This is a genomic window from Acinetobacter sp. YH12105 (assembly GCF_013419095.1).
Classification (GTDB): Bacteria; Pseudomonadota; Gammaproteobacteria; order Pseudomonadales; family Moraxellaceae; genus Acinetobacter; species Acinetobacter pseudolwoffii.
The window spans coordinates 257,166-281,902 of the sequence record NZ_VPAU01000002.1; the positions used below are offsets into that span (position 1 = coordinate 257,166).

The 24,737-nt window shown below is 42.9% G+C and carries 25 protein-coding genes; 15 read left to right on the forward strand and 10 right to left on the reverse strand.

Translation table 11 applies throughout. The annotated features are described in order from the left end of the window. Nucleotides 1–108: 108 nt before the first annotated feature. Nucleotides 109–780 (reverse strand): ribose-5-phosphate isomerase RpiA, encoded by a 672-nt coding sequence (rpiA, locus tag FTU44_RS03155; RefSeq protein ID WP_005096791.1) that lies wholly within the window; start codon nt 778–780, stop codon nt 109–111. A gap of 104 nt (nt 781–884) precedes the next feature. Between rpiA and ilvA the strand changes: the two genes are divergently transcribed. From ilvA to FTU44_RS03170, 3 genes are all read left to right on the forward strand, one after another. Beyond that, nucleotides 885–2,423 (forward strand): threonine ammonia-lyase, biosynthetic, encoded by a 1,539-nt coding sequence (gene ilvA, locus FTU44_RS03160; protein WP_180049477.1) that lies wholly within the window; start codon nt 885–887, stop codon nt 2,421–2,423. Between the two features lie 162 nt (nt 2,424–2,585). After that, nucleotides 2,586–3,242 (forward strand): TrkA family potassium uptake protein, encoded by a 657-nt coding sequence (locus FTU44_RS03165; protein ID WP_005171105.1) that lies wholly within the window; start codon nt 2,586–2,588, stop codon nt 3,240–3,242. Continuing rightward, complete coding sequence (locus FTU44_RS03170; protein ID WP_074382832.1) at nt 3,239–4,579, forward strand: TrkH family potassium uptake protein; 1,341 nt, start codon at nt 3,239–3,241, stop codon at nt 4,577–4,579. Before FTU44_RS03165 ends, FTU44_RS03170 begins: the two co-directional genes overlap by 4 nt. 73 nt (nt 4,580–4,652) lie before the next feature. Here the strand turns inward: FTU44_RS03170 and FTU44_RS03175 are convergent, their stop codons facing one another. The 3 genes from FTU44_RS03175 to FTU44_RS03185 form a co-directional block, all read right to left on the reverse strand. After that, on the reverse strand, nt 4,653–5,795 hold the full coding sequence (locus FTU44_RS03175) for a phospholipase A (RefSeq protein ID WP_180049479.1): 1,143 nt from the start codon (nt 5,793–5,795) through the stop codon (nt 4,653–4,655). A gap of 21 nt (nt 5,796–5,816) precedes the next feature. Continuing rightward, entirely contained in the window at nt 5,817–8,756 is a 2,940-nt protein-coding gene (locus FTU44_RS03180) for an insulinase family protein (protein WP_005171109.1), read from the reverse strand. A gap of 165 nt (nt 8,757–8,921) precedes the next feature. Continuing rightward, on the reverse strand, nt 8,922–9,374 hold the full coding sequence (locus FTU44_RS03185) for a GNAT family N-acetyltransferase (RefSeq protein WP_005096782.1): 453 nt from the start codon (nt 9,372–9,374) through the stop codon (nt 8,922–8,924). Nucleotides 9,375–9,651: 277 nt separating this feature from the next. On the opposite strand from FTU44_RS03185, the gene FTU44_RS03190 reads away from it, so the two are divergent. Genes FTU44_RS03190 through FTU44_RS03200 form a run of 3 tightly spaced genes read left to right on the forward strand, consistent with a single transcriptional unit; the run spans nt 9,652 to nt 11,614 of the window. Then, nucleotides 9,652–10,656 (forward strand): adenosine kinase, encoded by a 1,005-nt coding sequence (locus FTU44_RS03190; RefSeq protein WP_005171110.1) that lies wholly within the window; start codon nt 9,652–9,654, stop codon nt 10,654–10,656. Between the two features lie 14 nt (nt 10,657–10,670). Further along, nucleotides 10,671–10,979 carry a Rieske (2Fe-2S) protein gene (locus FTU44_RS03195; protein WP_171063348.1) on the forward strand — a complete coding sequence of 103 codons (309 nt, stop codon included), beginning with the start codon at nt 10,671–10,673 and terminating at the stop codon, nt 10,977–10,979. Nucleotides 10,980–10,999: 20 nt separating this feature from the next. Continuing rightward, a complete protein-coding gene (locus tag FTU44_RS03200) occupies nt 11,000–11,614 on the forward strand; it encodes an OB-fold-containig protein (RefSeq protein WP_180049481.1) in 615 nt (204 codons plus the stop codon). Nucleotides 11,615–11,678: 64 nt separating this feature from the next. Here the strand turns inward: FTU44_RS03200 and FTU44_RS03205 are convergent, their stop codons facing one another. Together FTU44_RS03205 and FTU44_RS03210 are read right to left on the reverse strand one after the other, a co-directional pair. Continuing rightward, the gene (locus FTU44_RS03205) at nt 11,679–12,359 is read right to left on the reverse strand and encodes a YidB family protein (protein ID WP_180049483.1); all 681 of its coding nucleotides are present in this window, start codon (nt 12,357–12,359) and stop codon (nt 11,679–11,681) included. A gap of 98 nt (nt 12,360–12,457) precedes the next feature. Beyond that, a complete protein-coding gene (locus tag FTU44_RS03210) occupies nt 12,458–12,928 on the reverse strand; it encodes a DUF6231 family protein (protein ID WP_180049485.1) in 471 nt (156 codons plus the stop codon). Between the two features lie 34 nt (nt 12,929–12,962). On the opposite strand from FTU44_RS03210, the gene FTU44_RS03215 reads away from it, so the two are divergent. Next, nucleotides 12,963–13,832 (forward strand): DUF2797 domain-containing protein, encoded by an 870-nt coding sequence (locus FTU44_RS03215; protein WP_005096774.1) that lies wholly within the window; start codon nt 12,963–12,965, stop codon nt 13,830–13,832. Between the two features lie 63 nt (nt 13,833–13,895). Here FTU44_RS03215 and FTU44_RS03220 read toward each other — a convergent pair whose 3' ends face one another. The 3 genes from FTU44_RS03220 to FTU44_RS03230 form a co-directional block, all read right to left on the reverse strand. Then, a complete protein-coding gene (locus FTU44_RS03220) occupies nt 13,896–15,761 on the reverse strand; it encodes a SurA N-terminal domain-containing protein (protein WP_180049487.1) in 1,866 nt (621 codons plus the stop codon). 130 nt (nt 15,762–15,891) lie between these two features. Then, a complete protein-coding gene (locus tag FTU44_RS03225; protein WP_004786051.1) occupies nt 15,892–16,164 on the reverse strand; it encodes an HU family DNA-binding protein in 273 nt (90 codons plus the stop codon). A 157-nt stretch (nt 16,165–16,321) separates the two neighbouring features. Next, nucleotides 16,322–16,801 carry a phasin family protein gene (locus FTU44_RS03230; protein WP_180049489.1) on the reverse strand — a complete coding sequence of 160 codons (480 nt, stop codon included), beginning with the start codon at nt 16,799–16,801 and terminating at the stop codon, nt 16,322–16,324. 203 nt (nt 16,802–17,004) lie between these two features. Between FTU44_RS03230 and FTU44_RS03235 the strand changes: the two genes are divergently transcribed. From FTU44_RS03235 to fdx, 8 genes are all read left to right on the forward strand, one after another. Further along, nucleotides 17,005–17,655: a hypothetical protein gene (locus FTU44_RS03235; protein ID WP_005171121.1), complete on the forward strand. Its 651-nt coding sequence runs from the start codon at nt 17,005–17,007 to the stop codon at nt 17,653–17,655. 112 nt (nt 17,656–17,767) lie between these two features. Continuing rightward, the gene (locus tag FTU44_RS03240) at nt 17,768–18,241 is read left to right on the forward strand and encodes an Rrf2 family transcriptional regulator (protein ID WP_005096769.1); all 474 of its coding nucleotides are present in this window, start codon (nt 17,768–17,770) and stop codon (nt 18,239–18,241) included. Between the two features lies 1 nt (nt 18,242). Then, the gene (locus FTU44_RS03245) at nt 18,243–19,460 is read left to right on the forward strand and encodes an IscS subfamily cysteine desulfurase (protein WP_100535016.1); all 1,218 of its coding nucleotides are present in this window, start codon (nt 18,243–18,245) and stop codon (nt 19,458–19,460) included. Nucleotides 19,461–19,567: 107 nt separating this feature from the next. Further along, nucleotides 19,568–19,954, forward strand: coding sequence for a Fe-S cluster assembly scaffold IscU (gene iscU, locus FTU44_RS03250; protein WP_005096767.1), 387 nt, complete (start codon nt 19,568–19,570; stop codon nt 19,952–19,954). Between the two features lie 34 nt (nt 19,955–19,988). Next, on the forward strand, nt 19,989–20,309 hold the full coding sequence (gene iscA / locus FTU44_RS03255; protein WP_005096766.1) for an iron-sulfur cluster assembly protein IscA: 321 nt from the start codon (nt 19,989–19,991) through the stop codon (nt 20,307–20,309). Between the two features lie 103 nt (nt 20,310–20,412). Continuing rightward, complete coding sequence (hscB, locus tag FTU44_RS03260; protein ID WP_100328683.1) at nt 20,413–20,928, forward strand: Fe-S protein assembly co-chaperone HscB; 516 nt, start codon at nt 20,413–20,415, stop codon at nt 20,926–20,928. A 34-nt stretch (nt 20,929–20,962) separates the two neighbouring features. Beyond that, nucleotides 20,963–22,822, forward strand: a complete 1,860-nt coding sequence (hscA, locus tag FTU44_RS03265) for a Fe-S protein assembly chaperone HscA (RefSeq protein WP_100355018.1) — start codon at nt 20,963–20,965, stop codon at nt 22,820–22,822. Between the two features lie 15 nt (nt 22,823–22,837). After that, on the forward strand, nt 22,838–23,176 hold the full coding sequence (fdx, locus tag FTU44_RS03270) for an ISC system 2Fe-2S type ferredoxin (protein WP_005171126.1): 339 nt from the start codon (nt 22,838–22,840) through the stop codon (nt 23,174–23,176). Nucleotides 23,177–23,242: 66 nt separating this feature from the next. Here fdx and FTU44_RS03275 read toward each other — a convergent pair whose 3' ends face one another. After that, entirely contained in the window at nt 23,243–24,733 is a 1,491-nt protein-coding gene (locus tag FTU44_RS03275; protein ID WP_179999929.1) for an adenylate/guanylate cyclase domain-containing protein, read from the reverse strand. Nucleotides 24,734–24,737: the final 4 nt, after the last annotated feature.

Genomic DNA, 24,737 nt, shown 5'->3' on the forward strand with positions numbered 1-24,737 from the left:
TTCAAAGAGGGGCTTTTAAAAGTCTCCCTTCTTGCACTTGTTCTAAAGCAGTGCTTTAAAACTTCGCTCAGGGAGATTTAGGGGAATTTAATTTATAAAATTAAAGGATTAAACCGCAGTACGTTCTTCAATACCGTCATTGGTTGCCACAATTGCGATGTCCGCTTTATTAATCGCAAAAATTCCGTTACAGACCACGCCAGGAATGTTGTTGAGCGTTTTTTCAAGCTCAAGTGCATTTAAGATATTCAGATTATGCACATCTAAAATCACATTACCATTGTCAGTCACGACACCTTCACGATATGCAGGATCACCGCCCAAAGAGACAATTTTACGTGCAACCGCAGAACGTGCCATAGGAATCACTTCAACTGGCAGCGGGAAATCGTGTCCCAATTGTCCGACCCATTTTGAATCATCGACAATACACACAAATTTTTTCGCAATCGATGCCACAATTTTTTCACGTGTCAGTGCTGCACCACCACCTTTGATCATATGCAAATGACGATCAATTTCATCTGCGCCGTCGACATAAGCATCTAGTCCGCCGACAGAGTTCATATCGACCACTTCAATGCCTAACTTCTTAAGACGTTGCGCCGTTGCTTCAGAACTTGCCACAGCCGCTTCTAACTGAAGTTCTGGCAATAAATCGATTAAAAAGTTAACCGTACTTCCGGTACCTACGCCTAAAATGCCGCCTTTTGGTAAGTGTTTCAGAGCAGCACGGGCCGCTGCTTGTTTTTTCTCATCTTGGGTTGCATATAGACTCATGGCTTCACTCAACTATTTTGGACTTTTGCAGTATTTTCGAACCGCAAAGCCGTATGGTTTGTTACAATAAGCGCCTATTTTAAACTGTTAGATGGAAAATTAACATGCTGTCTCGTTTGGTTCGACAAATATTACAAGCAACGGTCTACGATGTTGCAATCGAAACTCCACTCGAAGCAGCACCACGAATTAGCGAACGACTCAATAATAACATCCGCTTTAAACGTGAAGATTTACAACCCGTTTTTTCATTCAAGCTACGCGGTGCTTATAACCGCATTAGTCAATTGCCTAAATCTCAACTGGAACGTGGTGTCATCACAGCTTCAGCAGGCAACCATGCGCAAGGCGTGGCATTATCGGGTAAAAAATTGGGTATTCGCGCCATTATCGTAATGCCAAAAACAACACCAGATATTAAAGTCCAAGCGGTAAAACGTCTGGGTGGTGAAGTCGTCTTGCATGGTGACTCATTCGACGTTGCCAACAAATATGCAATTCAACACGCTCAAGAAGATGGCATGACTTTTATTCCGCCTTATGATGATGAGCTGGTGATGGCGGGTCAAGGTACCATTGCCAATGAAATCTTGCGTCAATGGCGCGATGTTGATTATGTATTTGTAGCGGTAGGTGGCGGTGGCCTGATCGCAGGTGTGGCAGCCTACCTAGGTGATGTTGCCCCGCATGTCAAAGTCATTCCGGTGGAATATGACGAATCGGCATGCTTAAAAGCAGCTTTAGAGGCCAATGAACGTGTCATTTTACCTTCTGTGGGTTTATTCGCTGACGGTACAGCCGTTGCACAAATTGGTGAAAAACCATTTGAAGTGATTCGCCTGCAAAAGTCAGATAATTCTGGCCCGATCGTAGAACCACATGTGGTACTGGTCAATACCGACGAAATTTGTGCAGCCATTAAAGATACTTATGACGAATGCCGCAGCATTGTCGAACCCTCAGGTGCTATGGCATTGGCCGGCATTAAAAAATATGTCGAAGAACATAAAATCGAAGGCAAAAATATGGTGTCGATTGTATGCGGTGCCAACATGAACTTCGACCGTTTGCGTTATATCGCCGAACGTACCGAACTCGGTGAACGTAAAGAAGCGATTTTTGCCGTGACGATTCCGGAACAGAAAGGTTCATTCCTCAACTTCTGTCGTGCTTTGCAAGGTCGCAATATTACCGAATTTAATTACCGTGCCAGTGATGTCTCTGCTGCTCAAGTATTTGTTGGGATCAGCTTAAAAAATGGTGAAAAAGAACGTCAGGAAATTTATGAAACGCTAAAATTCCAGTATGACGTCGATGACCTGTCTGATGATGAAGTGGCAAAACTGCATATTCGTTACCTGATCGGTGGTCATGCCGATATTGAAAATGAACGCCTGTTCCGGGTGGAATTTCCAGAACGTCCTGGTGCTTTATTAATGTTCCTGGAACGTCTTGGCCCAACGCATAACATTACCCTGTTCCATTACCGTAACCACGGCGCTGCGGAAGGGCGTGTTCTGGTGGGTCTGGAGGCGACCGATGCGCAGCAGAATCCGGATGGCTTGATTGAAACCCTTGAAACCATTACATATCCATATCAGGAAATTACCAATAATCTGGGCTATCAGCGCTTCCTGAAGTAATTGTTAAAATATAGACCGCCTTTCGAGGCGGTTTTTTATGTGCAACTCAAAATCATGATCATACTATTTATCTCGGCATAGCTTGCTGAATAGCAGCGCAATTTTTACGAAATTCTCTTACACTAAAGTTGAGATGTAATAAAAATAGTTAGGACAATATTCATGGCATTATTTGCAGTGATTGGGCTGGGTAGTTTTGGTGCGACTGTGGCCACGCAACTGATCAGTCTGAATCATGAAGTGATCGGAATCGATCTGAATAAAAAATATGTAGAAAATATTTCTGATCAACTGACCCATGCTGTAATTGCCGATGCAACCGATGAGCATGTGCTGGATGAACTGAATGTGCAGCGTTGTGATGCCGTAGTCGTGGCGATCGGAGAAGATATTGAAGCCAGTATTTTGTGTGTATTGCACCTGAAAAATATGGGCGTCAAAAAAATCTGGGTAAAAGCCAAATCCAAATCCCATCACATGATTCTGACCCATCTCAATGTCGAGAAAATCATTCATCCTGAAGAAGATATGGGCGTGCGTGTGGCTCAGTCTTTAAGCTACCCGATGGTCAGTCGTTATATGGCACTGGAAGATGATCATTATATTGTCAAAATTGAGATTCATGCCGATCATCATGCTACGCCGCTCAACCAACTGATGAAGCACGCCCCTGAAATCACCACCTTATTACATAAGCGCGGATCAGTGGTGCAATACCAGGTCGCATCCGACCTGATTCTGCAGGAAGGCGATATTCTTGTGGTTGAAGGATTACTGGAGCCTTTACGCCATCTCGCCAGATATTTTAAAGCGCTATGAGAAGTTCTGACTTAAAGCAACATAGAACCATTAATCTCAGCCCGCCGAGTTTATTGGCCTTGGGTTTTCTCGGATTAATCCTGATCGGTTCACTGCTACTGATGTTACCTATTGCCCATCAGGGTGATATCAGCTGGTTGCAAGCCATTTTCACGGCTACTTCTGCGGTGACCATTACCGGACTGTCCGTAGTGAATGTCGGTGAAGCCTATACGGTATTTGGCCAGATTGTCATTATGTTTCTGCTGCAATGCGGTGGACTGGGTTTTATGACCTTTGCCATTCTGGCAGTGATGAGTCTGGCACCCAAGATGGGGCTCAAACAGCAAGTCATGGCACAGGAATCGATTGGCCAGACCAGCCTGAAAAAAGTCAGTTTTACCATTAAAGCGGTATTTTTATATTCCCTGTTTTTTGAAGCTATCGGTACGCTGATTCTGACCTTGTCCTGGCTCAGAGAATATCCGTTCAGTGAAGCACTCTTTTATGCTGCCTTTTATAGTGTGTCAGCGTTCAATAATGGTGGATTTTCGCTTTTTCCAAATAGCTTGATGAGCTTTTCAGGGCAGTATCTGATCACCTTTACCATCAGTATGCTGTATATCATTGGTGGTATCGGCTTTCTGGTGCTGATGGATGTCAAGCAACATAGACGCTGGCGCAAGTTAAGTACCAATAGCAAGCTCATTCTTTCGACGATTCTGGGTCTTAACTTAAGTGCGTTTATTGTGCTATGGCTGCTCGAAGCCTCTAATCCGCAAACTTTGGGCCTGATGAGTCTAGGCGATCAAGCCGTGAATGCCTGGTTCCATGCCACTGTTCCCCGCTCTTCAGGCTTTAATAGCTTACCGATGGAGCAAATGAGTGATGCATCGACCCTCGTCACCATGTTTCTGATGTTTATTGGCGGCGGCTCCTTAAGTACGGCGGGCGGAATTAAAGTCGGCACGTTTATTATTGTATTGATTAGCGTAATCAGTTTTTTAAGACGTGAAGATGAAATCCGTCTGTTTAATCATTCTATTCCCGAAAAAACTACGTTTAAGGCACTGGCTGTGGTCTGTATTACGGCAGCCTTAATTGTGATGGGTTTTATGAGTTTATTAATTCTGGAACCTGAACATGAATTTCTCGATCTGTTATTTGAAGCCGTGTCAGCAGCCTGTACGGTCGGCTTGACCCGAGGAATAACCGAAGAACTGCAACCTGCCAGTTTGATTATTTTGATGCTGTTAATGTTTGCAGGACGTTTAGGGCCACTGACTTTAGCTTATTTCATTGCTACCCCGAAAAAGAGCCGAATCAAACATCCGCCTTCAGAAATCCAGATTGGTTAAACCACCCAATAAAAAAACCATGCCACAGCATGGTTTTTTTATTTTCATTGCAAGATGATTCAAAATGGGAATTTTAGAACCAGTTCATTAAGGAAACACCCAAGCCCACATAAGTGGCACGATGATTATAATCAATCAAACTTTCGCCATAGCCATCAAAAAGCTGAAATTGACCACGTAAACGGCCACTGATCGGGAATGACCAGTCAAACTGGATTGCACCACGATTGTCATCACCGCCTTTTAAGGTATGACGCAGCATCAAGGAAAAATCATGCTCGTTATGACGATAAAAAGCCGTCATGTCGCCGCGTCCAATATAGTTCTTGATCTCGGGATTGTTATCGTCGTCACGATTCTCTTCAAAGCGATACCAAGGGCGAACCATCAGGGCAAAATTGTCTTTTTCAAAGCCCAGATTCAGCATGACGCGGTTCCAGCTACGCGACAACGGGTCAGAACGGCCATTGGACTGATGATTAATGGTTAGTCCCAACATACGCCAGTTAAGACCAAAAAGGTCATAATTGGTACGCAAAACAAAACTTGCTTCGGGTTCATAATTGGTTTCACGAAACGGACGTGACTCTTCCGAGTTATAGACCTGCCAACGTGAAGACTGAGTATAACCGAGCCAGAGATCCCCATTATTCCCCAGAATATTTTCAACGGCCTTGGTTTTTAAAGACAGTTGAAACTTAGCTTCAGTTGAGGTGAGATTCTGTTTCTCTGTCTCTATATTGTTGGGATTTTCACTCTCGGGTAATTCATTTTTCTTTGAAGTCCAAAAACCGGGCATCAGGTAAATTGGCTGATAAGAACGGATGTTCCAGGTACCCAGTTTACTTTCCGGAGACAATTCCCAGCGGCTATCCAGCAAAGACAGATTTGGTGTCAGCTTTGATCCTTCAGAAGCATAAATATTGGAAACGGTTTGTCCCATTCTGGCTTTTAAATTATCCGGTTCAGGCGCAATTTCTGCTGCTGCACGACGTTCAGAAACGATCACCGGCTTATCGGTAACCACTATTTTAAACAAGCTATCATAACAGGCCAGACGTTCTGCACTGATTTCCAGTGCTGCACAAGCTTCAGCCGTTGCCGGCATGGGACTATTCACCACTATTTTTTCTTCCGCATTCACTTGCGTCCCAACTGTACAGCCCAGCACAACGCTCAGCTGCAGAGTTGAGCGCCTAAACGAATTAAGCGCCATCCCTTATCCTCATTTTTTTATTTATAGAACTTGTTGAATTACAAAACCAAGCTGCTCCAGCGTTTCACGTTTTGCCACTGGCGCCACGACTGCCTTAGTGGCCTGCTGCTCAAGCAGATAAGTTTGTGCAACACGCTTTAAGTCATCCAGTGTGACATTTAACAGACGTTCACGTAATTTCTTACGGAATGCTGGTGTACGCTGATGCAGATAGGCATAACATGCAGTGATTGCCTCGCCCGCTGGTGAACCCGGTTTATCCATACTGGCAATCAGACCCAGAATCGCTTCTTCCAGTTGATGTGGCTGTTGCGGCGCATTGAGTAACCACTGAATACTGGCATCAAAGTCCTGGAAAGTTTCTGCCAGACGCGGGTCACGGTAGCTGTAGAAACGGAATGAACAGGCATTGCCGTCATAGCTGGCACCACCGCCATAAGCACCACCTTTTTCACGGATTGCACTGTGCAGGAAGCCATTACGTAAATATCCTGCCAGCACCATCAAGGCAGCAGCATCAGGATGCGCCACTTCGACCGCCGGATAAGCAGCCGCGCAGAACTGGACATTGGCCTGAATTAACCAGGCTTCATGCTGATCATGCGTCACTTTTTCGATTTGAGTCAATGCAACCGGTGCAGGATCAACCGCCAGTTTGTCCCAGACATTCTGGATTTCTTCAATCAAGCTATCAGATTGTGGCTCTTCACACACCAGCAGGAACTGCTTCGGTGCTTGCAACAGGACACGATGAATTCGTTTTAACTCGTCAATCAACAGATCATATTCAGCCGGATCTTTTTCAATTTTAGAGACCAGCTCGATCAGCCAGTTTAATGCACCCAGACCAGTATTGTGATAATCACGCAATGCCAAGGCACTGTGCTGACGAGATGCAGATTGCATCGCATAGCTATGCCCCGAACCGGAAACACGTGACTGCCAACGTGTTTTACGCTGTTGTAACAGTTCAATAATACGGTCTTTTTCATCAAAACGTAGCTGTTCAAAACCGATTTTCAACAGACGAATGGCATCTAAATGATTCACCAGTGATTTGGTGGTCAGCGTCAGCCAAGCCGTGATCTTGTTTTTGTCATCGACTTTAGAGCGCAGCGATGCGCCCATACCCAGACCGCCACTTACTGCAGTTTGCAGTTGCTGGAATTCCAGATAATCATATTCACCCGCACCGACTTCGCCCATCAGGATCGAAAGCAGGTTGAAGTATGGCGACTGCACCACGTCATCTGGAATATTCACTAAAACCTGTTGATAATAAATACCATTGGTACCGGCATGATACAGGTTCAACGGCGTATCGACCTGATTACAGATAATCTCGCGTAACTGGCCCTGAACAATCTGTAATTCCGCAGGTACATCTTCCAGACCGACTTTTGGCAATAAATTCAAGTCATCCGGTGTATCCTGACGCACATTCAATGCTTCAGTCTGGGCAATAATGTCTGCTTTCTGCTCTTCGGTCAGATTCTTGCCAATTTCAGCCAGACGGGCTTTTTCATCGGCCGCTTCTTTGGCAGATTTGGTCGCATCCGGAACCAGCGTCAGTTGTACACGATGCGGATTATCCAGCAGATGCTCTTGAATCAGGTTGGATAACCACATTGGATCTTGTAGTTCTTCTTTCACCGCAGCAATCGCGGAATCCACATCCCAGACTTCCACCGGATCACGGTGATGAATCGCACTGCCCAAACCGCTCAGAATCAGGCTCAGACCATAAGGCGTGCCATCCCCATTGATTTCACGCTGATGCAATTCAATTTGATGCAAAATTGCATCGACCATGTTCTGATCGACCGGTTTAGAGGCGACATCTTCTAAAACTTTAAACACGCCATTTTTAAATTCTTCTGCATGTTCAGGATTTGAACCCTGCACCGCACAGTAGAAGGTCATTTCAAAATTAGAATCATCCACGCCCATAAATGGACCACTAGACTGTGCATAGTCACAGGTTTCCAGATAATGACGCAGTGGTGATGCTGAATCTTCCAGCAGAATCCCTTCGACTAAACGCATACCCAAACGCAGTTTAATATTGCTGGCTTCTGGCAATAACCATGACAGCACATGATAGGTTTTGTCCTGCAAATCTTCAGCATCGACCGCATAGCTGTCTGTCACAGTCAATGGTGCAGTCAAACGGGTTTCAGGCGTTGGATATAAGGTCTGACCCTGCTCGAATTTGGACAATGCCAGTTTTTCAAACTGTTCTTGCAGTTCAAATGCAGATTGATTACCAAAAGTCATGAAGACTGCATTACTTGGATGATAATGTGACTTATAGAAATCGACTAACTCTTGGTAAGTTAAGTCAGGAATATCTTTAGGATCACCACCAGAATTATAATGATAAGTGGTATGCGGATATAAATGATGCGCCAGCGTATGATAAAGCTGGTCTGAAGGCGAACTCATCGCCCCTTTCATTTCATTAAAGACCACGCCTTTATAGACTGGCTCGCCATTTTCCAGCTCAATGCGAATGCCTTCTTGTGCAAAATCCAGTGGATTCAGGTTCGCTGCAAATGCCGCGTCCATATACACTTCAAGCAGGTTTTGAAAATCTTTGCTGTTTTGCGTTGCAAATGGATAAGCCGTCCAGTCTGCCGCAGTAAAAGCATTCATGAAGGTGTTCAATGAACGGCGGATCATCAGGAAGAATGGATCGCGCACCGGGAACTTTTCTGAACCACAAAGTGCCGTATGTTCCAGAATATGTGCTTCGCCTTTAGAATCCATCGGCTGGGTACGAAACGCCACCAGAAAGACATTTTCATCGTGATTGGTCGCCAGGTGATAATGTGTGGCACCAGTCACTTTATGTTTATATTCAGACACAAAAATGTCTAAAGCTTCAACATGTTGTTGACGTAACAACTGAAACGCAGGATGTACAGTTTGAGAAATGGTTTCAGTGACATCTACAGTCATGCGATCTCCTAATGCTTTAATTAAAATAACTAAGGACATTATAGCTTTAGTTATCTGAATTATTCACGTTGAAAACCGAGGATTTTGATCGAATTAAGTAAACTTGATCATTTGAAAATTAAATCATCAAATTTACTGGCTAAGTCTGGCTCAACAGCCGCAAGATCACGAAATCAAATATTTGAAGTAGTTATAACTTGGATTATTTTCCACAAATACATAATTCTGTTTTTGATAGAAGCTGGCAGCCAGTCGGGTATCTGTTTGCAGACATAAGGCCGAATAATGCGGAGCTGCCAACTGTTCCAGATAAGCCAGAAGCTGTTTACCGACCCCATGCAGCCGGTATTTTGGATGGACATAAAAACGGCGCACACGACCAATCCGCTCTTCAATGCCATTATCGCCCCATTGCTGGTTTAGGCCACCACAGGCAATCAGTTTTTTGCCATCATGCGCGACCAGTAAATGTTCATTGGCTTGAGCAAAGCAGTTTTTACCGGTGCGATATTCTTCAATTAACTTATCCAACACATCTAAGCCTTCTTTACGCGCAAGGGTCGCTAGCGTTTCGACCTGGTCAGGAAGTTGTTCAACTTTTACAATTTTAATATCCATATACGCACACTATTTGAAATGATTGTGAAGAATGATCTTCGCAGAACGACTTTAAAGTATCATGTCGAACGCGATATATCCTTATAAATAAAATTTGATGCTTAAATCAATGCTACAGCAACGTAGTGCATAAAAATAAGTCAAATCTTAGACCAAAGATAGTCACTGAATAAAATACAGCATTTTTGGAAAATATTTGAAAATGATTCAGCAAACTACAGCAATCCCAAGCAATCGTGTAAACTTGGCACTTTCATTTTTAATGTGATATTTGAACATGGCAAATGTTGATCTTTTTGCAATTGGTAATGCGCTGATTGACCAAGAATTTAAAGTGTCTGACGACTTTTTAACTGCACATCACTTGCAAAAAGGCACCATGCAGCTGACAGATGGTGATACTCAGGCCAGACTTTATCAAAATCTTCAAGCGACTCAAGTTTATAAGGGTCAGGCTTCAGGCGGTTCAGCAGCCAACACTACCGTGGCATTTTCTGCACTTGGCGGTTCTGCATTTTATGGTTGCCGTGTTGGTAATGATGAACTGGGGCAAATCTATCTGAAAGGTTTAAATGATGCAGGCATTCAGACCACAATCCAGTCGATCAGCGAAGGTGTAACGGGAACTTGTATGGTTCTGGTGAGTCCTGATTCTGAACGTACCATGCATACTTATCTAGGTATTACTGCTGAACTCACGGATCAACAAATTGATTTTAGTGCGCTAAATACTGCGAAATGGCTATATATCGAAGGTTATTTATCGACTTCTGAAACAGCACGCCATGCCGTCAAACAGGCACGTGCAATTGCCCGCGCTAACGGAGTTAAAATTGCTTTAACTTTATCGGATCCTGCCATGGTGCAATATGCGCGTGCCGGTCTGGATGAAATGATTGCAGAAGGTGTCGACCTGTTGCTGTGTAACCAGCAAGAAGCCCTGATGTATACAGAGACCGATAATATTGACGCGGCTCTAGTTAAATTAAAAACACTCAGTCAACACGTTGTCATTACATTGTCAGCCGAGGGTGCACTTATTTCGGATCACGACAATACATTTAAAGTGCCTGGCCGCAAAGTTACTGCAGTAGATGCGAATGGTGCCGGTGATGCATTTGCCGGGGCTTTCCTGTATGCCTTGAATGCCAACCTAGGTCTTAAAACTGCGGCTGAACTGGCGATTTTAATTTCCAGTCAGGTGGTTTCGCAATTTGGCCCACGTTTAGCGATTGAAGACTATGCGGCATTATTACAAGACTTTCAGAAGGAATGTGCTTAATGTTTAAAATTTGTATGACCGAAGATGTTCCAGAGCGTGAAGCACGCTCTTTTGAACTGGACAATGGGGATATTATTTTTATTACCCAGCGCGATGGAGCTTTTTATGCCTATCAAAACCTGTGTCCGCATTTGCAAGTCGAGCTGGAATTTCTGGAAAACCAGTTTTTGGATCGTGATCAGGAATTTATTGAATGTTCAACGCATGGTGCACTATTTTTGGTAGAAAGCGGTGAATGTATTTCCGGGCCTTGCCAAGGTCAGTCACTTGAAAAAGTAGAAATTACCGTGCATTCTGATGGTGGAATTTACCTCACAGAATAAGACCTAAAACGGACTTCACCATGCCTGCATTTTTTCTAGACTATAATCTGATGCCTTTTCATCTCAGTTTATTGGCGATTATTTTATTCGGCGTGGTGAAAACCATTGGTTTCTATTTTGGGCTGAGACCCAGTAAAATTCTGCAAAAAATTTCACCCTATGATTTTCAGCATGTTGATCTGTTAAATGTGAAATTTTCAAAAACATTGATTGTATTTTTTTTCCTGATGAATTTCAGCTTTGCCGGCTATGTCTTGCAATTTCTGATTTATTCTCAGGAATTCAAGTTTCTCCCCGCTTATTACCTGATTATTCCCGCTTTGATCATTGCGACCTTTTTCACGATTTTTATGATTCACTGTCTCGATCAGGTCATTCCACCCAAATATAAAAAGAACAATGTCAATTTGCTCGGCCGACTGGCAACGATTTCAAGTGGCAATGCCCGCCCTGGATTTTCTGCTCAAGCGCGGGTTCGAGATGAATATGGACAACTGCATTATGTACAGGTAGAACCGGAATTTGGTGAACTGGGTTTTCAATCGCAAATTATTTTAATTCGCACCCGAAAATCTCATTATATTGCCAAAAAAATCTGCGACTCTAACCAGCTGTTTAGCCTGAAACTGGATTAGAAATTTGCAAGTCGGTATAAGCTTAAAAATCCCGACTGAGATCGGGATTTTTACATCATGGAATTTATTTTTTCAGCAGGCCCGAGACCATACTCAGAACATTTTGAATATCATTATTGGCTTCCTGCTTACTGGTTTTTTCACCCTGTGGTGTCAGTGAGTCAATAATCTGCGGTAAGACTTGTGAAATGGCACTATACACATCCTGTTTAGGAACATGTGTTTGCTCTGCTACCTGTTCCACCTCATGATCATCAAACAGGTTTTGCACCTGCTGCGGATCGACATTGGCATTTTCACCCGGGCCAGTCGACACCCAGTCATCAACCTGACTATTCAACCCCTGTCCTTTAAGCTTATCCAATGCACCCTGTAAACCACCCTGTTTTTGAATCCAGGCCAGTACCAGAGGTAGCACCGCAATCAATAAGGTTTTGCCAGTCGAACCTCCTCCCAATCCTGAACGGGGTTGAGCAGTACTTTGACGATTTGCCCCACCTAACTGACTGAGAACTGAACCTAAAATTGCACCCAAACCATTTTGTCGGGTCTGCTGGCCGGCTTGATTCTGCTGATACTGATTGTGTTGACTCTGATCTTGTTGAGTCTGAGATTTATTCAAATGACCCAGTACCGATCCCAGGATATCTGCCAGACCACCCTGCTGTGAAGATTGCTTTTGAGACTGCCCGCCACCCAATGCCTGCTTGGCCAATATTTCCACGATATTACTCAGATTCGTCATGCTCTATATCCTGTATGCATCATAGTTACAGAATACGGTCTGTCCTCATATTGTCTAGGCAGGATTGTGTTAATATTTGCAATTAAGCAGGCATAGGCTTACCAGCGAAATTTATCCCAGTTTTCCGGATTGGCCCAGAACTTGGAATTAAACCAGTCGGGCACATGCTTATAGGTTAAAATATTAAACTGCCACAGCGCAAAATCCGCCCCGTGCGTGGTCTTGTCAATCAGCTGGGTAAATCCCAAAGCTCTCAATAGTTTTTCATCTTGCAGCCGACTGATCACCACCAGACGTTTAGCAAATAAATCACGCAATTTCACCAAGATTCGACTCATGATCTGTTCAGACAAGTTTTCGGTTTCTATCGTATCTAGCATTACCACAGCCAGGTCATAACGTTGTTGAAAAGGCAGACTTAAAAAGCCAGATACGCTAAAATAGTGCCATTGAATAGATGGCTGAAACTGGACTTGCCTTAAGTCCTGCCCAATACAAATAGCAGTATGAATTGGCTGTTCCTGTGCGAAATCGTCTAGCATTGAAGTAATGACATTCTGCTCAGCCATAACTGCATCCTTATGATTTAAGTGAGTAATCTTTATGGAACTTCAGGGCATTTGCCATAAAATGCATGTCGGCCTCAAAGACCTTAGTGTAACTGATCAACAGATACAGCGGGCAAATGTTGAGTATAAATTAATTCTGGATCGTGCAGAAATCGATCTTCCATTTAATTTGGGCCAAGACATCGAGATTGAATGGACAGGGAAAATTTATTGCGTATCTTGTGGCAATAAAACCTCAAAATCTTTCTCGCAAGGTCACTGTTTTAAATGTTTTAAGACCAATGCTTCATGTGATATGTGCATCATGAAGCCAGAAACCTGTCATTATCATTTAGGCACTTGCCGCGAAGATGAATTTGCCCAGAATGTCTGCTTTCAACCGCATATTGTCTATCTAGCCAATTCCAGTGCATTAAAGGTCGGGATTACCCGTACCAGCCAAATGCCGACCCGCTGGCTGGATCAGGGCGCAACCCAAGCCCTGCCGATTATGAAAGTTGGCTCACGTCGCCTCTCTGGCAAATTGGAAGTCATGTTTGGTACGCAGGTCGCAGACAAAACAGACTGGCGCAAGCTGCTCAAAGGTGAAGCAGAACCACTGAATCTGATTGAAGTCCGTGAACAGCTGTTAGAAGAATTTGCACCTAAAATTCAAAGCATTCGTGAAGAATTTAATCAGAATCTTGAGTTTAATGAAAATATTGAAGTGCTTGAGCAGGAATTGGCACGCGAGTTTATTTATCCGGTCGAGCAATATCCAGAAAAGATTAAATCACATAATCTGGATAAAACTCCGGTGATTCGTGGCAAATTACAGGGTATTAAAGGTCAGTATTTAATTCTGGATACCGGTGTAATCAATATGCGTAAATATACCGGTTATGAACTGATTATTCGTGCTTAAACCCTCATTTGGCTAGAGCATAAAAAACCAGCCCGCAGGCTGGTTTTTTTATTTAAGAGCGTCTTATTTGATTTTTGCCTGAGATTTCAGGTAGCGCGTATAGTCATCAAATTCTTGCTGACCACGAAGTTGCTGATACAACTTCACCAACTCACTACGTTGCTCTGCACTCAATACATCCACCGGGTTTTTCTTTACTTCTGATACCGCAACCACGACCAGCTCATTTGGCATTTTCGCTGTGGTCACTGACCAATGGCCTGCTTTTGGTGTCGGAAGACTAAAAGCGGCACGTTGTACATCACGTTTTAGCAAACCTTCAGCACGGGTATACACGCCAGCATCTTCAAAAATCAAAGCACCTTTGGCGACTGATGCAGCAGGTTTGGTTTTGAACTCATCCAGAGCTTTCTGAATTTTTGCTTTTGCCAAAGCAGCGGCTTTGTCTTTAATCAATTGAGCCTGAACACGCGGTTTCGCTTCTGCCAGTGTTTGTTCACCAGCTGCATGATAGTCACGCACCTTGATCCAGGCCACATCACCATTGGCCAACTGAATGCTTGATGAAGCATTACGATCACCATTTTTGACATCATCATTAAACAGTTTGACTTTAAGGTTGGCATCGCTCAACACTGGGTCACGGGTTGAAAGTTTTACTCCTTGGGCTTTCTGAACCTGCACGCCTTTCACTTCTTGTGTAACAACATCCAGAGAATCACTTCCCACCACCATATCATTCAAGCTATTCACCGTATCGGAGAATGCATTGGATTTTTTAGCAGCCAAAACCTCTTCAGATAAAGGTGCTTTTTGTGACTCAAAAGATGGCACAGCCACATCAGGTGATTGCACAGAAATAATATGATAGCCATAATCTGTTTTCACAGGAGCAGAGACCTGACCTGATTTTAAAGAGCTAACAGTCTGGTCAAATGTGCTACCAAATACGCCAGTTTCATAGACTGCAATTGCTCCGCCTTTAGACTTGGATTCAGGATCTTCAGAATATTGTGCTGCAGCCTGTGCAAAAGTGTTACCGGCTTTAATTTTCGCTGCCACTTCTGCAGCCAGTTTTTGTGCTTCAGCATCACTACGACTGTCCGCCGTAATCAAAATATGCTTCACCTCTGGTTTAACTGCCTGTTTTTGTGTCGCAACAAAGGCTGTATACGCTTCCTGAAGTTCAGCATCTGTCACTGCCAAACCCTGTGCTTGAATATCATTTGGCTTCAACACCACATAGTCCACATCTACACTGGTCGGCTGTGTAAACGATGCCTTGTGCTGTTCATAATAGGCAGCGACTTCAGCATCGCTGACTTTGACATCTTGTTTATAACTGTCCAGATTAATACTGGAAATATGAATATGACGTTGTTCAGTCTGTAAATCGGCAATTTGCTGCATTTCGACCGGACTCACCAGTGGATAGTCCAAGAATGTCGAAGACAGCATTTTCAGCGCATGATCTTTACGCAAACTTTCGACTAAAGCACGATTGGTCATGCCAATTGATTTAAGATAGTTCTCATATAAAGCATCAGAGAACTTACCATCTTGCTGGAAAGTCGGCTGCTGGGCAATCATCTGTACAATTTGCTGGTCACTCAGGCTGATGCCTAATTCTTCTGCCTGTTGTAGCAATAAGGTACGTGAAACCAAAGTATCCATGGCTTTCTGGTCAATGAAGCTTTGATTCAGCAAGGTTTCATCACCATTGGCATAACTGAGATATTGTTCTTTAAATGATTTCGTCAGTGACTCTAATTCTTTTTGAGATATTTCAGTTCCGTTCACGGATTTTGCCGCATCAGAGCTCCCGCCGCTAAAATATCCTTCAATACCTACAAGCGCTAACGGGGTCAAAAACAGAACGAGTAAAACTTTACCCAACCAACCCTTAATAACTTTACGAAAAGCTTCCATAAGTATTCCAATATTTTATTTGCAAAGGATTTTAACCGAAAATACCCATTGAATGAATGTGTTAATCATCACAATTTATTTTATCAATAAAAAACGCGCCAAAGAAGGCGCGTTTCATCGCTGGGTAAGCTTAAGCTACAGCGTCTTTTAAGCCTTTACCCGCTTTGAAGCTAGGCACTTTGCTTGCTTTGATCTCAAGAGTAGCGCCAGTCTGTGGGTTACGGCCAGTACGTGCAGCACGTTCTTTTACACCGAAAGTACCAAAACCGACCAAAGTAACTGTATCACCCGCTTTTAAAGCTTCAGTAACAGAAGCAATTGTAGCATCTAAAGCTTTACCTGCGTCAGCCTTAGATAATCCCCCTTTCTCTGCAATTGCATCAATTAATTCTGATTTATTCATGAAGATTACGTCCTCTTAATATCGTTTATTTAAGGTTCAAGAATTTGTTTAACATGCCATAACGCCTTTATAGCAATGCTTTAGGTATAAACGCAATACTTAAGAACCTCTTTTTTTTCAAAAAATATGCGAAAAAAACATTGAATAATAAATAAAGTCATTTTATTTGTGTTTTTTTCGACAATTCTTCCTGCATTTTTTCTTGTTCCGCAGTCAACTGATCAACTTTGGCATGTAACTGAAGGATTAAACGTTCCAAATGTTGTACATCCTTGAGTGTGACTAATCCTATACGATTCAATGAGTGATGAACAGAGTTGTCGATCAGCTTTTCCACTTTATCTTTGGTCTCTATGACCGACTCTTTGGCCTTTTCTGAGACCTTTTCTACAGTTTGATCTGCAATATCTGCAGTTTTAGACTCCAGTTCTTCTCCAACCTTGACCAGTGAGTCAAACAGTTTATTGCCTTCTTCTTCGGCACGTGAAAATGCTCCCAGTCCAGCCAGCCAGATCTGTTTGGTATATTTACGAAAATCAAGAGCCGATTTGCGCTCCGAAGCAGATTTGGACTTGGCTTTCATTGTTTTCTGGTTTAAAGCTTCAGCTGAGTCTTGTGCTGTTTTTGACTTGTCCATGTGCACGGCTCCTGTTTGTTTTCTGCGCAATTATTATAAATTATTCTACAAAATCACTGCATAATAGCAAATTTAGTACTTGATAGATTTGCTAAACTGTTCTACAAAGCAATTTATTTCAAGTCTAATTTGATTTAACCCTGAAATCTCTTCACAGGCAGGAAGCTTTTTCACTTTATATTTCAGGTAAGGATTGGTTGTATATGAGCGAATCGCAACAAAGTCAAAATCAACCGCATTTGTTGCTTACGATGACGTTAATTGTTTTAGAAACAATATTTACCTTCATTCTCAAGCATGATCGTGTCGTTGCATTACAAGCCAAGAAGTTTGTAGATGAAAATATCTCGATTAAAATCAATAGCTATATTCCATATTTCGACTTTTATGTGCAATTCACCACAAATGGTCTTTTATTTGACCATAAAGCACCGGGTCGCATTGTAGATCTGGATGTGCGTACCACACTTCCCGATCTGATCAAAATTTTTATTTTTGGCAATCGTCGTAGCATTCGTAGTATGCGCATTGATGGTCATCAGGTTTTGAAAGACGAATTTCGTGATTTATTAACCGTATTCAGCTTGCCAAAAGTATTAGCCGACTGGAAACACTGGCTGTCTGAAACACCTACGGATGAAACGGAAATTATTGCGTCCAAAAAGCGTATAGCACCACTCTTAAAGAAAATTGAAGAGCAGCGTTCCAAGATCAATACCTTGCAAGTAGAAGTCAAACAGTATAAAAACCGCCTGAAACGGATCGAACGCCGTCAAAAGCGCATTAATATTGTTTTTGGCCTGAGTAGCATACTTTTGATTACGTTATTAGTGTATAATTGGCTCAGTATCTAAATCTTTCATTATGAAAAAATTAAATCCCACTAAGGTCTACTAAAAATAACTTGACTAATTTAGTCGGGATTCTTAAAATCGACACATCTAGTCTAACCATGTGTATCGAATCATGCGCCTAACCACTCGCGGTCGCTACGCTGTGACTGCTCTACTTGATCTAGCTTTGCAGCCTTCTGAAAAAACGATTACGCTCGCCGAAATTGCGGCACGTCAAACTATTTCTGTTGCGTATCTTGAGCAGTTATTTGCGAAACTCAAGCGCCATGGCTTAGTTTCAAGTGTTCGTGGAGCAAATGGTGGATACCATTTAGCACGTAATGCAGATGAAATTACTGTGTTAGCAATTATCGAAGCTGTAAACGAAACAGTTGATGCGACTCGCTGTGACCATAAAGGCAACTGCCAGAATGGTGCGATGTGCTTGACTCATGATTTATGGCAGGAACTCTCCCACCACATTGCCGATTATTTAGCAAAAATCTCGCTTGCTGATCTGGTTGCACGTGACAATGTACAAACAGTGTCATTACGCCAAAATTCAGCACCCTTTGATTCAGCCCTTTTATCGGTTACAGGTATTTGACATGAAACGTCCGATTTATCTTGATTATGCAGCTACGACTCCGGTAGATCCTCAGGTTGCTGAACGTATGATGGAATGTTTAACATTCGAAGGTACCTTCGGTAATGCTGCATCTCGTTCACATGCTTATGGCTGGCAAGCAGAAGAAAAAGTTGAATATGCACGTGAACAGGTCGCTAATTTAATTAAAGCTGATCCACGTGAAATCGTATGGACTTCAGGTGCAACCGAATCAGACAACCTTGCGCTTAAAGGTGTGGCTCATTTCTATGCATCGAAAGGTAAACATATCATTACCTCTAAAATCGAACACAAGGCAATTTTAGATACGTGCCGTGAGTTAGAGTCTGAAGGTTTTGAGATTACCTATATTGAACCACAACCTCAAACCGGTTTAATTACTCCGGAAATGGTTCAAGCAGAAATTCGTCCAGATACGATTCTGGTTTCACTGATGATGGTGAACAACGAAATCGGTACGATTACTGATGTTGCAGCGATTGGCGAAATCACTCGTGCCAACAAAATTTTCTTCCATGTCGATGCAGCACAAGCGGCAGGTAAAGTTGAAATTGATCTTTCAACTTTAAAAGTAGACCTGATGAGCTTCTCTGCGCACAAGATCTACGGCCCTAAAGGTATTGGTGCCCTGTTTGTACGTCGTAGCCCACGTGTACGCCTTAAAGCTGAAATGCATGGTGGCGGTCATGAACGTGGTATGCGTTCAGGTACGCTGGCAACGCATCAAATCGTGGGGATGGGTGAAGCATTCGAACTTGCAGGCAAGAATCTGGAAGCTGAACAAACCCGCTTACGTGTACTTCGCGACAAGCTTTGGAATGGCGTACAAGACCTTGAACAGGTGTTCTTGAATGGTCATCCTACACAAAACGTAGCAAACTACTTGAATGTCAGCTTCAACTTTGTTGAAGGTGAATCACTGATGATGGCCTTGAAAGATGCTGCGGTATCTTCAGGTTCAGCATGTACCTCTGCAACACTTGAACCCTCTTATGTACTTCGTGCATTGGGTCTTTCAGACGAGCTTGCACACAGTTCGATCCGCTTCAGCTTTGGTAAATACACCACTGAAGAAGATATCGATCATGTATTGAGTATCACTAAAGCTGCTGTTGAGAAGTTACGTGAACTTTCTCCGCTTTGGGATATGTTTAAAGAAGGTATCGACCTTTCTAAAGTTGAATGGGCTGAGCACTAATCTTCATTCTGAGATAGTGACCAATCGGTTACTATCTCATTGAGAAAAGTTTTTTAACCCCCATATTTAATAATACTAAGGCTGACCCCGAGGTTTGGAGAAGCAACATGGCTTATAGCGAAAAAGTAATTGATCATTACGAAAACCCTCGTAATGTTGGCGTTTTAGATAAAAATGCTGAAAACGTTGGTACCGGTATGGTTGGTGCACCCGCATGTGGTGACGTGATGCGTTTACAGATTCAAGTCAACGATGCAGGCGTGATTGAAGAAGCACGTTTTAAAACCTATGGTTGTGGTTCAGCAATCGCATCAAGTTCTTTGGTGACTGAATGGCTCAAAGGTAAAACTTTGGATCAAGCTCAAGCAATCAAGAATATCGATATTGCAACTGAACTGGCACTTCCACCAGTAAAAGTACACTGCTCTGTTCTTGCAGAAGATGCAATCAAAGCAGCTGTAGAAGACTACCGTAGCAAGAAAGTTAAAGCTTAATTGTTCCACGTTTTGAAATTTTAACGGAGTTTTCATGATCCATTTAACTGAAAATGCTGCAACTCATATCAGCAATTATTTAAAAAATCGCGGTAAGGGTGAAGGCATTCGCGTTGGTGTGAAAACTTCAGGCTGTTCTGGTCTGGCTTATGTACTCGAGTTTGTTGATGAAGTCGATACACATGACCAAGCATTTGAGCAGTTTGGGGTTAAAGTATTCATTGATCCGAAAAGTCTGGTTTATCTTGAAGGTATGGAGATGGACTATGTTAAAAACGGCTTGAACGAAGGCTTTGAATTTAACAACCCCAACAAAAAAGGCGAATGCGGTTGTGGTGAATCCTTCACTGTATAAACCCGGCAGTTATTCTCTTTTGACATTAAAACAGTGTGTTTCACACTGTTTTAATTGCATTTATACAGTTATTTTTGCACATTAATCGCGGACCCCATCTCCCATGAATCATTTTGAGCTGTTCAATCTTCCAGTAGCACTCGATATTGATTTGACAACTTTAAAAACTGAATTTTTAAAGTTACAGCAACAATATCATCCCGATAAAGCTGAAGACAAAGATCAGGCCCTGATTAAATCAAGTGATATCAATCAGGCTTTTAAAGTTTTGTCAGCGGTCGATAGCCGTGCAGCGTATTTATTATCCCTCAAGAAACAGGATTATCACTTAGATCAATCGATCAGTGATTTTGAATTCTTGCAGGACGCTCTGGAAATTCGTGAACAACTCGACGATGCCACCTCTGCTGAAGATTTAACTTCACTGAAAGTTGAAGTACAGCAATGGATTGACGGTCTGGTTCGTGAGTTTAAAATTGACTATACCGATGAAGACTGGGCTGAAGCACGCGATACAGTGCGTAAACTACGCTTCTTTGTCAAAGTCATGGCAGATATCGACAAGGCGGAAGACCGCTTCCTGGACGATGACAGCTTTGACCTTGATGATGATTTCTAATTTTTAATATTTAACGTGCAAAGGATGTAACACTATGGCTCTCTTGCAAATTGCAGAACCAGGTCAATCAAGTGCACCACATGAACACCGCATTGCGATTGGTATCGATTTAGGCACCACCCACTCTTTGGTTGCCACGGTTCTTTCAGGTAAAGCCAAAGTGCTGAATGACGAACAAGGTCGTGTGCTACTTCCTTCTATCGTGCATTATGCAGAACAGCAGACTCAATATGGTAATGAAGCCGCGCCTTTTATTACCAGCGATCCTAAAAATACCATCGTTTCAGTCAAGCGTTTCATGGGTCGCTCTCAAGCGGATATCAAATTCCAGCATCCTTATGCCTTGGTCGGCGAAGCGAATGAAATGCCGGCTTTTGAAACCGCACAAGGTCGTAAAACTCCGGTTGAAATTTCTGCAGAAATTTTAAAGCAGCTCAAAGATCGTGCTGAAGCAAGTCTGAAAAATCCGGTGAATGGTGCAGTGATTACCGTTCCAGCGTATTTTGATGAAGCACAGCGTCAGGCAACCCGAGATGCTGCCCAGCTTGCCGGTTTGAATGTTTTACGTTTATTGAATGAGCCAACCGCTGCTGCTGTGGCTTATGGCCTCGATCAGGAAAGCAACTTGAGTACAGATCGCAACTATGTGATTTATGACTTGGGTGGCGGTACTTTCGACGTTTCGATTCTGCGCTTCTCTCAAGGCGTGTTTGAAGTGCTGGCGACTGGCGGCCACACTGCCCTCGGTGGTGATGATCTGGACCGTTTAATTCTGAAATGGGCCAAGAAACAGCTAAACATCGAAACCTTAGATGATGCTGAATATGCACATTTTATTGTGGCAGCACGTAAGGCCAAAGAAGCACTTTCAGATGCTGAAACTGTTCAGATTCAATTACTCGATCAAGTTTTAAACCTTGACCGTTCAACCTTTGAAGAAATCATTAAAGTTGCTTTGGACAAAACCATCAGCGTATGTAAACGTGTGATGCGTGATGCCAAGCTTGAACTGGATGACATTCAAAATGTGGTTCTGGTGGGTGGCTCAACTCGTTCTTATGCCGTACAAAAAGCAGTTGGTGACGTATTTAGCCAAGAACCGCTGTGCACGATTAACCCGGATGAAGTGGTTGCCATTGGCGCATCGATTACAGCAAACCAACTGATTGGCAACTCGACTGATGGTTCCTTATTACTGGATGTTACCCCACTGTCTTTAGGTTTAGAAACCATGGGCGGACTGGTGGAACGTCTGATTTCACGTAATACTGCCATTCCTGTAGCACGTCGTCAGGAATTTACTACCTATCAAGATGGCCAGACTGCCATGTTGATCCATGTAGTTCAAGGTGAACGTGATCTGGTTGAACATTGTCGTAGTCTGGGTCGTTTTGTCTTGCATGGCATTCCACCAATGACAGCCGGTCAGGCACGTATCGAAGTAACTTTCCAGGTCGATGCTGATGGTTTGTTGACGGTATCTGCCAAAGAAACAACATCTGGCGTGCATGCGCAAATTGATATTAAGCCATCTTATGGCTTATCTGGTGAAGATACCGAGCGCCTGTTGCTTGACGGTTATAAATTTGCCGAGGAAGATAAAAATCTGCGTCATTTGAATGAAACCAAAGTTGAAGCCCAGCGTGAGCTGGAAGCACTGGTTCAGGCACTAAAAGTAGATGCCGCTCTGTTGACTGAAGAGCAACTGGCAGCACTGCAAACTGCACAGGCACAACTTGAAACCGAGCTTCAAGGTTCAGACATCAAAGCGATTGAATCTGCAGTTGAACAGCTTAAAATACATAGTGATGCTTTTGCAGCAGCACGTATGAATCAACATATTGATGCCGCTCTTAAGGGCACTAAACTCGACGACTGGTCAAACTCAAACTAATTTAAGGTAACGACTATGCCACGTATTAAAGTTCTTCCACATGCGCAGATTTGCCCCGAAGGTGCTGAGTTTGAAGTCGAACACAATGCCAACCTGTGCGAAAGCCTGCTCAAAAATGGCATTAAAATCGAACATGCCTGCGATATGTCAGCTGCATGTACAACGTGCCACGTTGTGGTACGTCAAGGCTTCGACAGCCTCGAAGAAATGGATGATGTAGAAGCAGATTTACTGGATCGCGCTTGGGGTCTGGAACCTGATTCGCGTCTTTCTTGTCAGGTCACACTGGTCGATGAAGATCTGGAAATTGAAATTCCAAAATACACCATCAATCACGCTTCGGAAAATCATTAAGATTTTTCTTGAAAGATCATATAAAAAACCACGCTTAGACGTGGTTTTTTATATTTATGAGAATGATTAAATTATTTTGGAGTCTTTGAGTGATTCAAATTCGTCTTGTGGTTGAAGATGCTCAATCACTTCATCTTCAAGTTTAAGCTTGACGATGCCCTGAGAGTTGGTCAATTTCTGCTGAGTTTCAATGCGTTTAATCATTTTTTCCAGTACATGAATCAATTCTGGATATTCAAAGTTTTGTACTTCGTCCAGATTGAGCAGTAAATGAAAGCCTTTATATTCATAGTCGAACCAACGTTGATACTCAACTTTCTGCGATGCATATTTTTCCATTAGCTGCCAGGTTCTTACCGGTGCTTTAATGCCTTTCAAGAAAATTGGTTTCTTCGGCGCACATAAATAATCATTTTTGATCAGATTATGAGTATCTTCTGAAATCAGGATTTCATCCACTTCAGCTGCGCTCTGTAAGCGCGCTGCCAGATTGGCATCCCGTCCTACAATGGTATAGGCCATCCGATGCGTCGCACCATAATTCCCAACGTGGCAATAACCGGTCGAAATACCCATACGGATATGCAGTGGCGGATAACCCATTTTAATCCAACGCTCACGCAGCAGTTTCATTTGCTGACGCATGGCAATCGCCATTTCCATACAGTTCTTGGCATCCTGCTCTACGCCTTCAGAGTTTGGATCACCAAAGAAAATCAGGATGGCATCACCCATAAATTTATCGACAGTCGCTTCATAATTTTTGGCGATTTCGGTCATATGCCGCAAATAATCATTGAGCAAGAATGCTAAATCATCTGGAATAAGCGTTTCAGACAGTTCTGTGAAGCCTTGAATATCCGAGAAGAAAATTGTTAACTTTTTACGTTTATATTCAATTTTCGCTTCAGATTCACCTTTCATGATGGATTGCCACAACTGCACAGGCGCATAACGGCTCAGCTGATTGGCAAATTCCATATAACGGTTCATCTGTTCAAAATAATGATTTTTCTTCTGGGTCATATACTGCACACGACCACTCTGATAAAAACTTCCGACACCAAAATAGGTAATCAGGCAGATGAAGCCTAAAACCGTCAGTTCACTGCTGGTCGGTTCAAAATAAGTTCCAAAACCAAAGACCAGAATATTGGCCAGATAAAAAACGGTGATCCCGACCAGACTGGCCAGAGAAGCCATCATCAATGAAATTTTATTACTGATTGCGGTATAGAGTATTGCCACCAAACCCAGCAAGGACAATACCAGATCCAGCTGTACTGCGGCTAAAACCACTACAATGACAATAACATCAATCAGAAAAAGAACATTGCGCCGAATACGATAATCATGGCGATAGATTAACCAGCGCGACAGTTTCGAGCTAATCAATAAAATCAGGAATAAAAATACAGGAACAAAGAGCTGATACTGGGTATCCGGTTCAGTGTAATGAAAGACGACCAGAACCAGAGACAGCATGATATAGCCCATCAAGCGATGAAAATATTCAAACTGTTGTGGTTCTTTTTGAATCCAGTCGTCTAATTGCATTCAG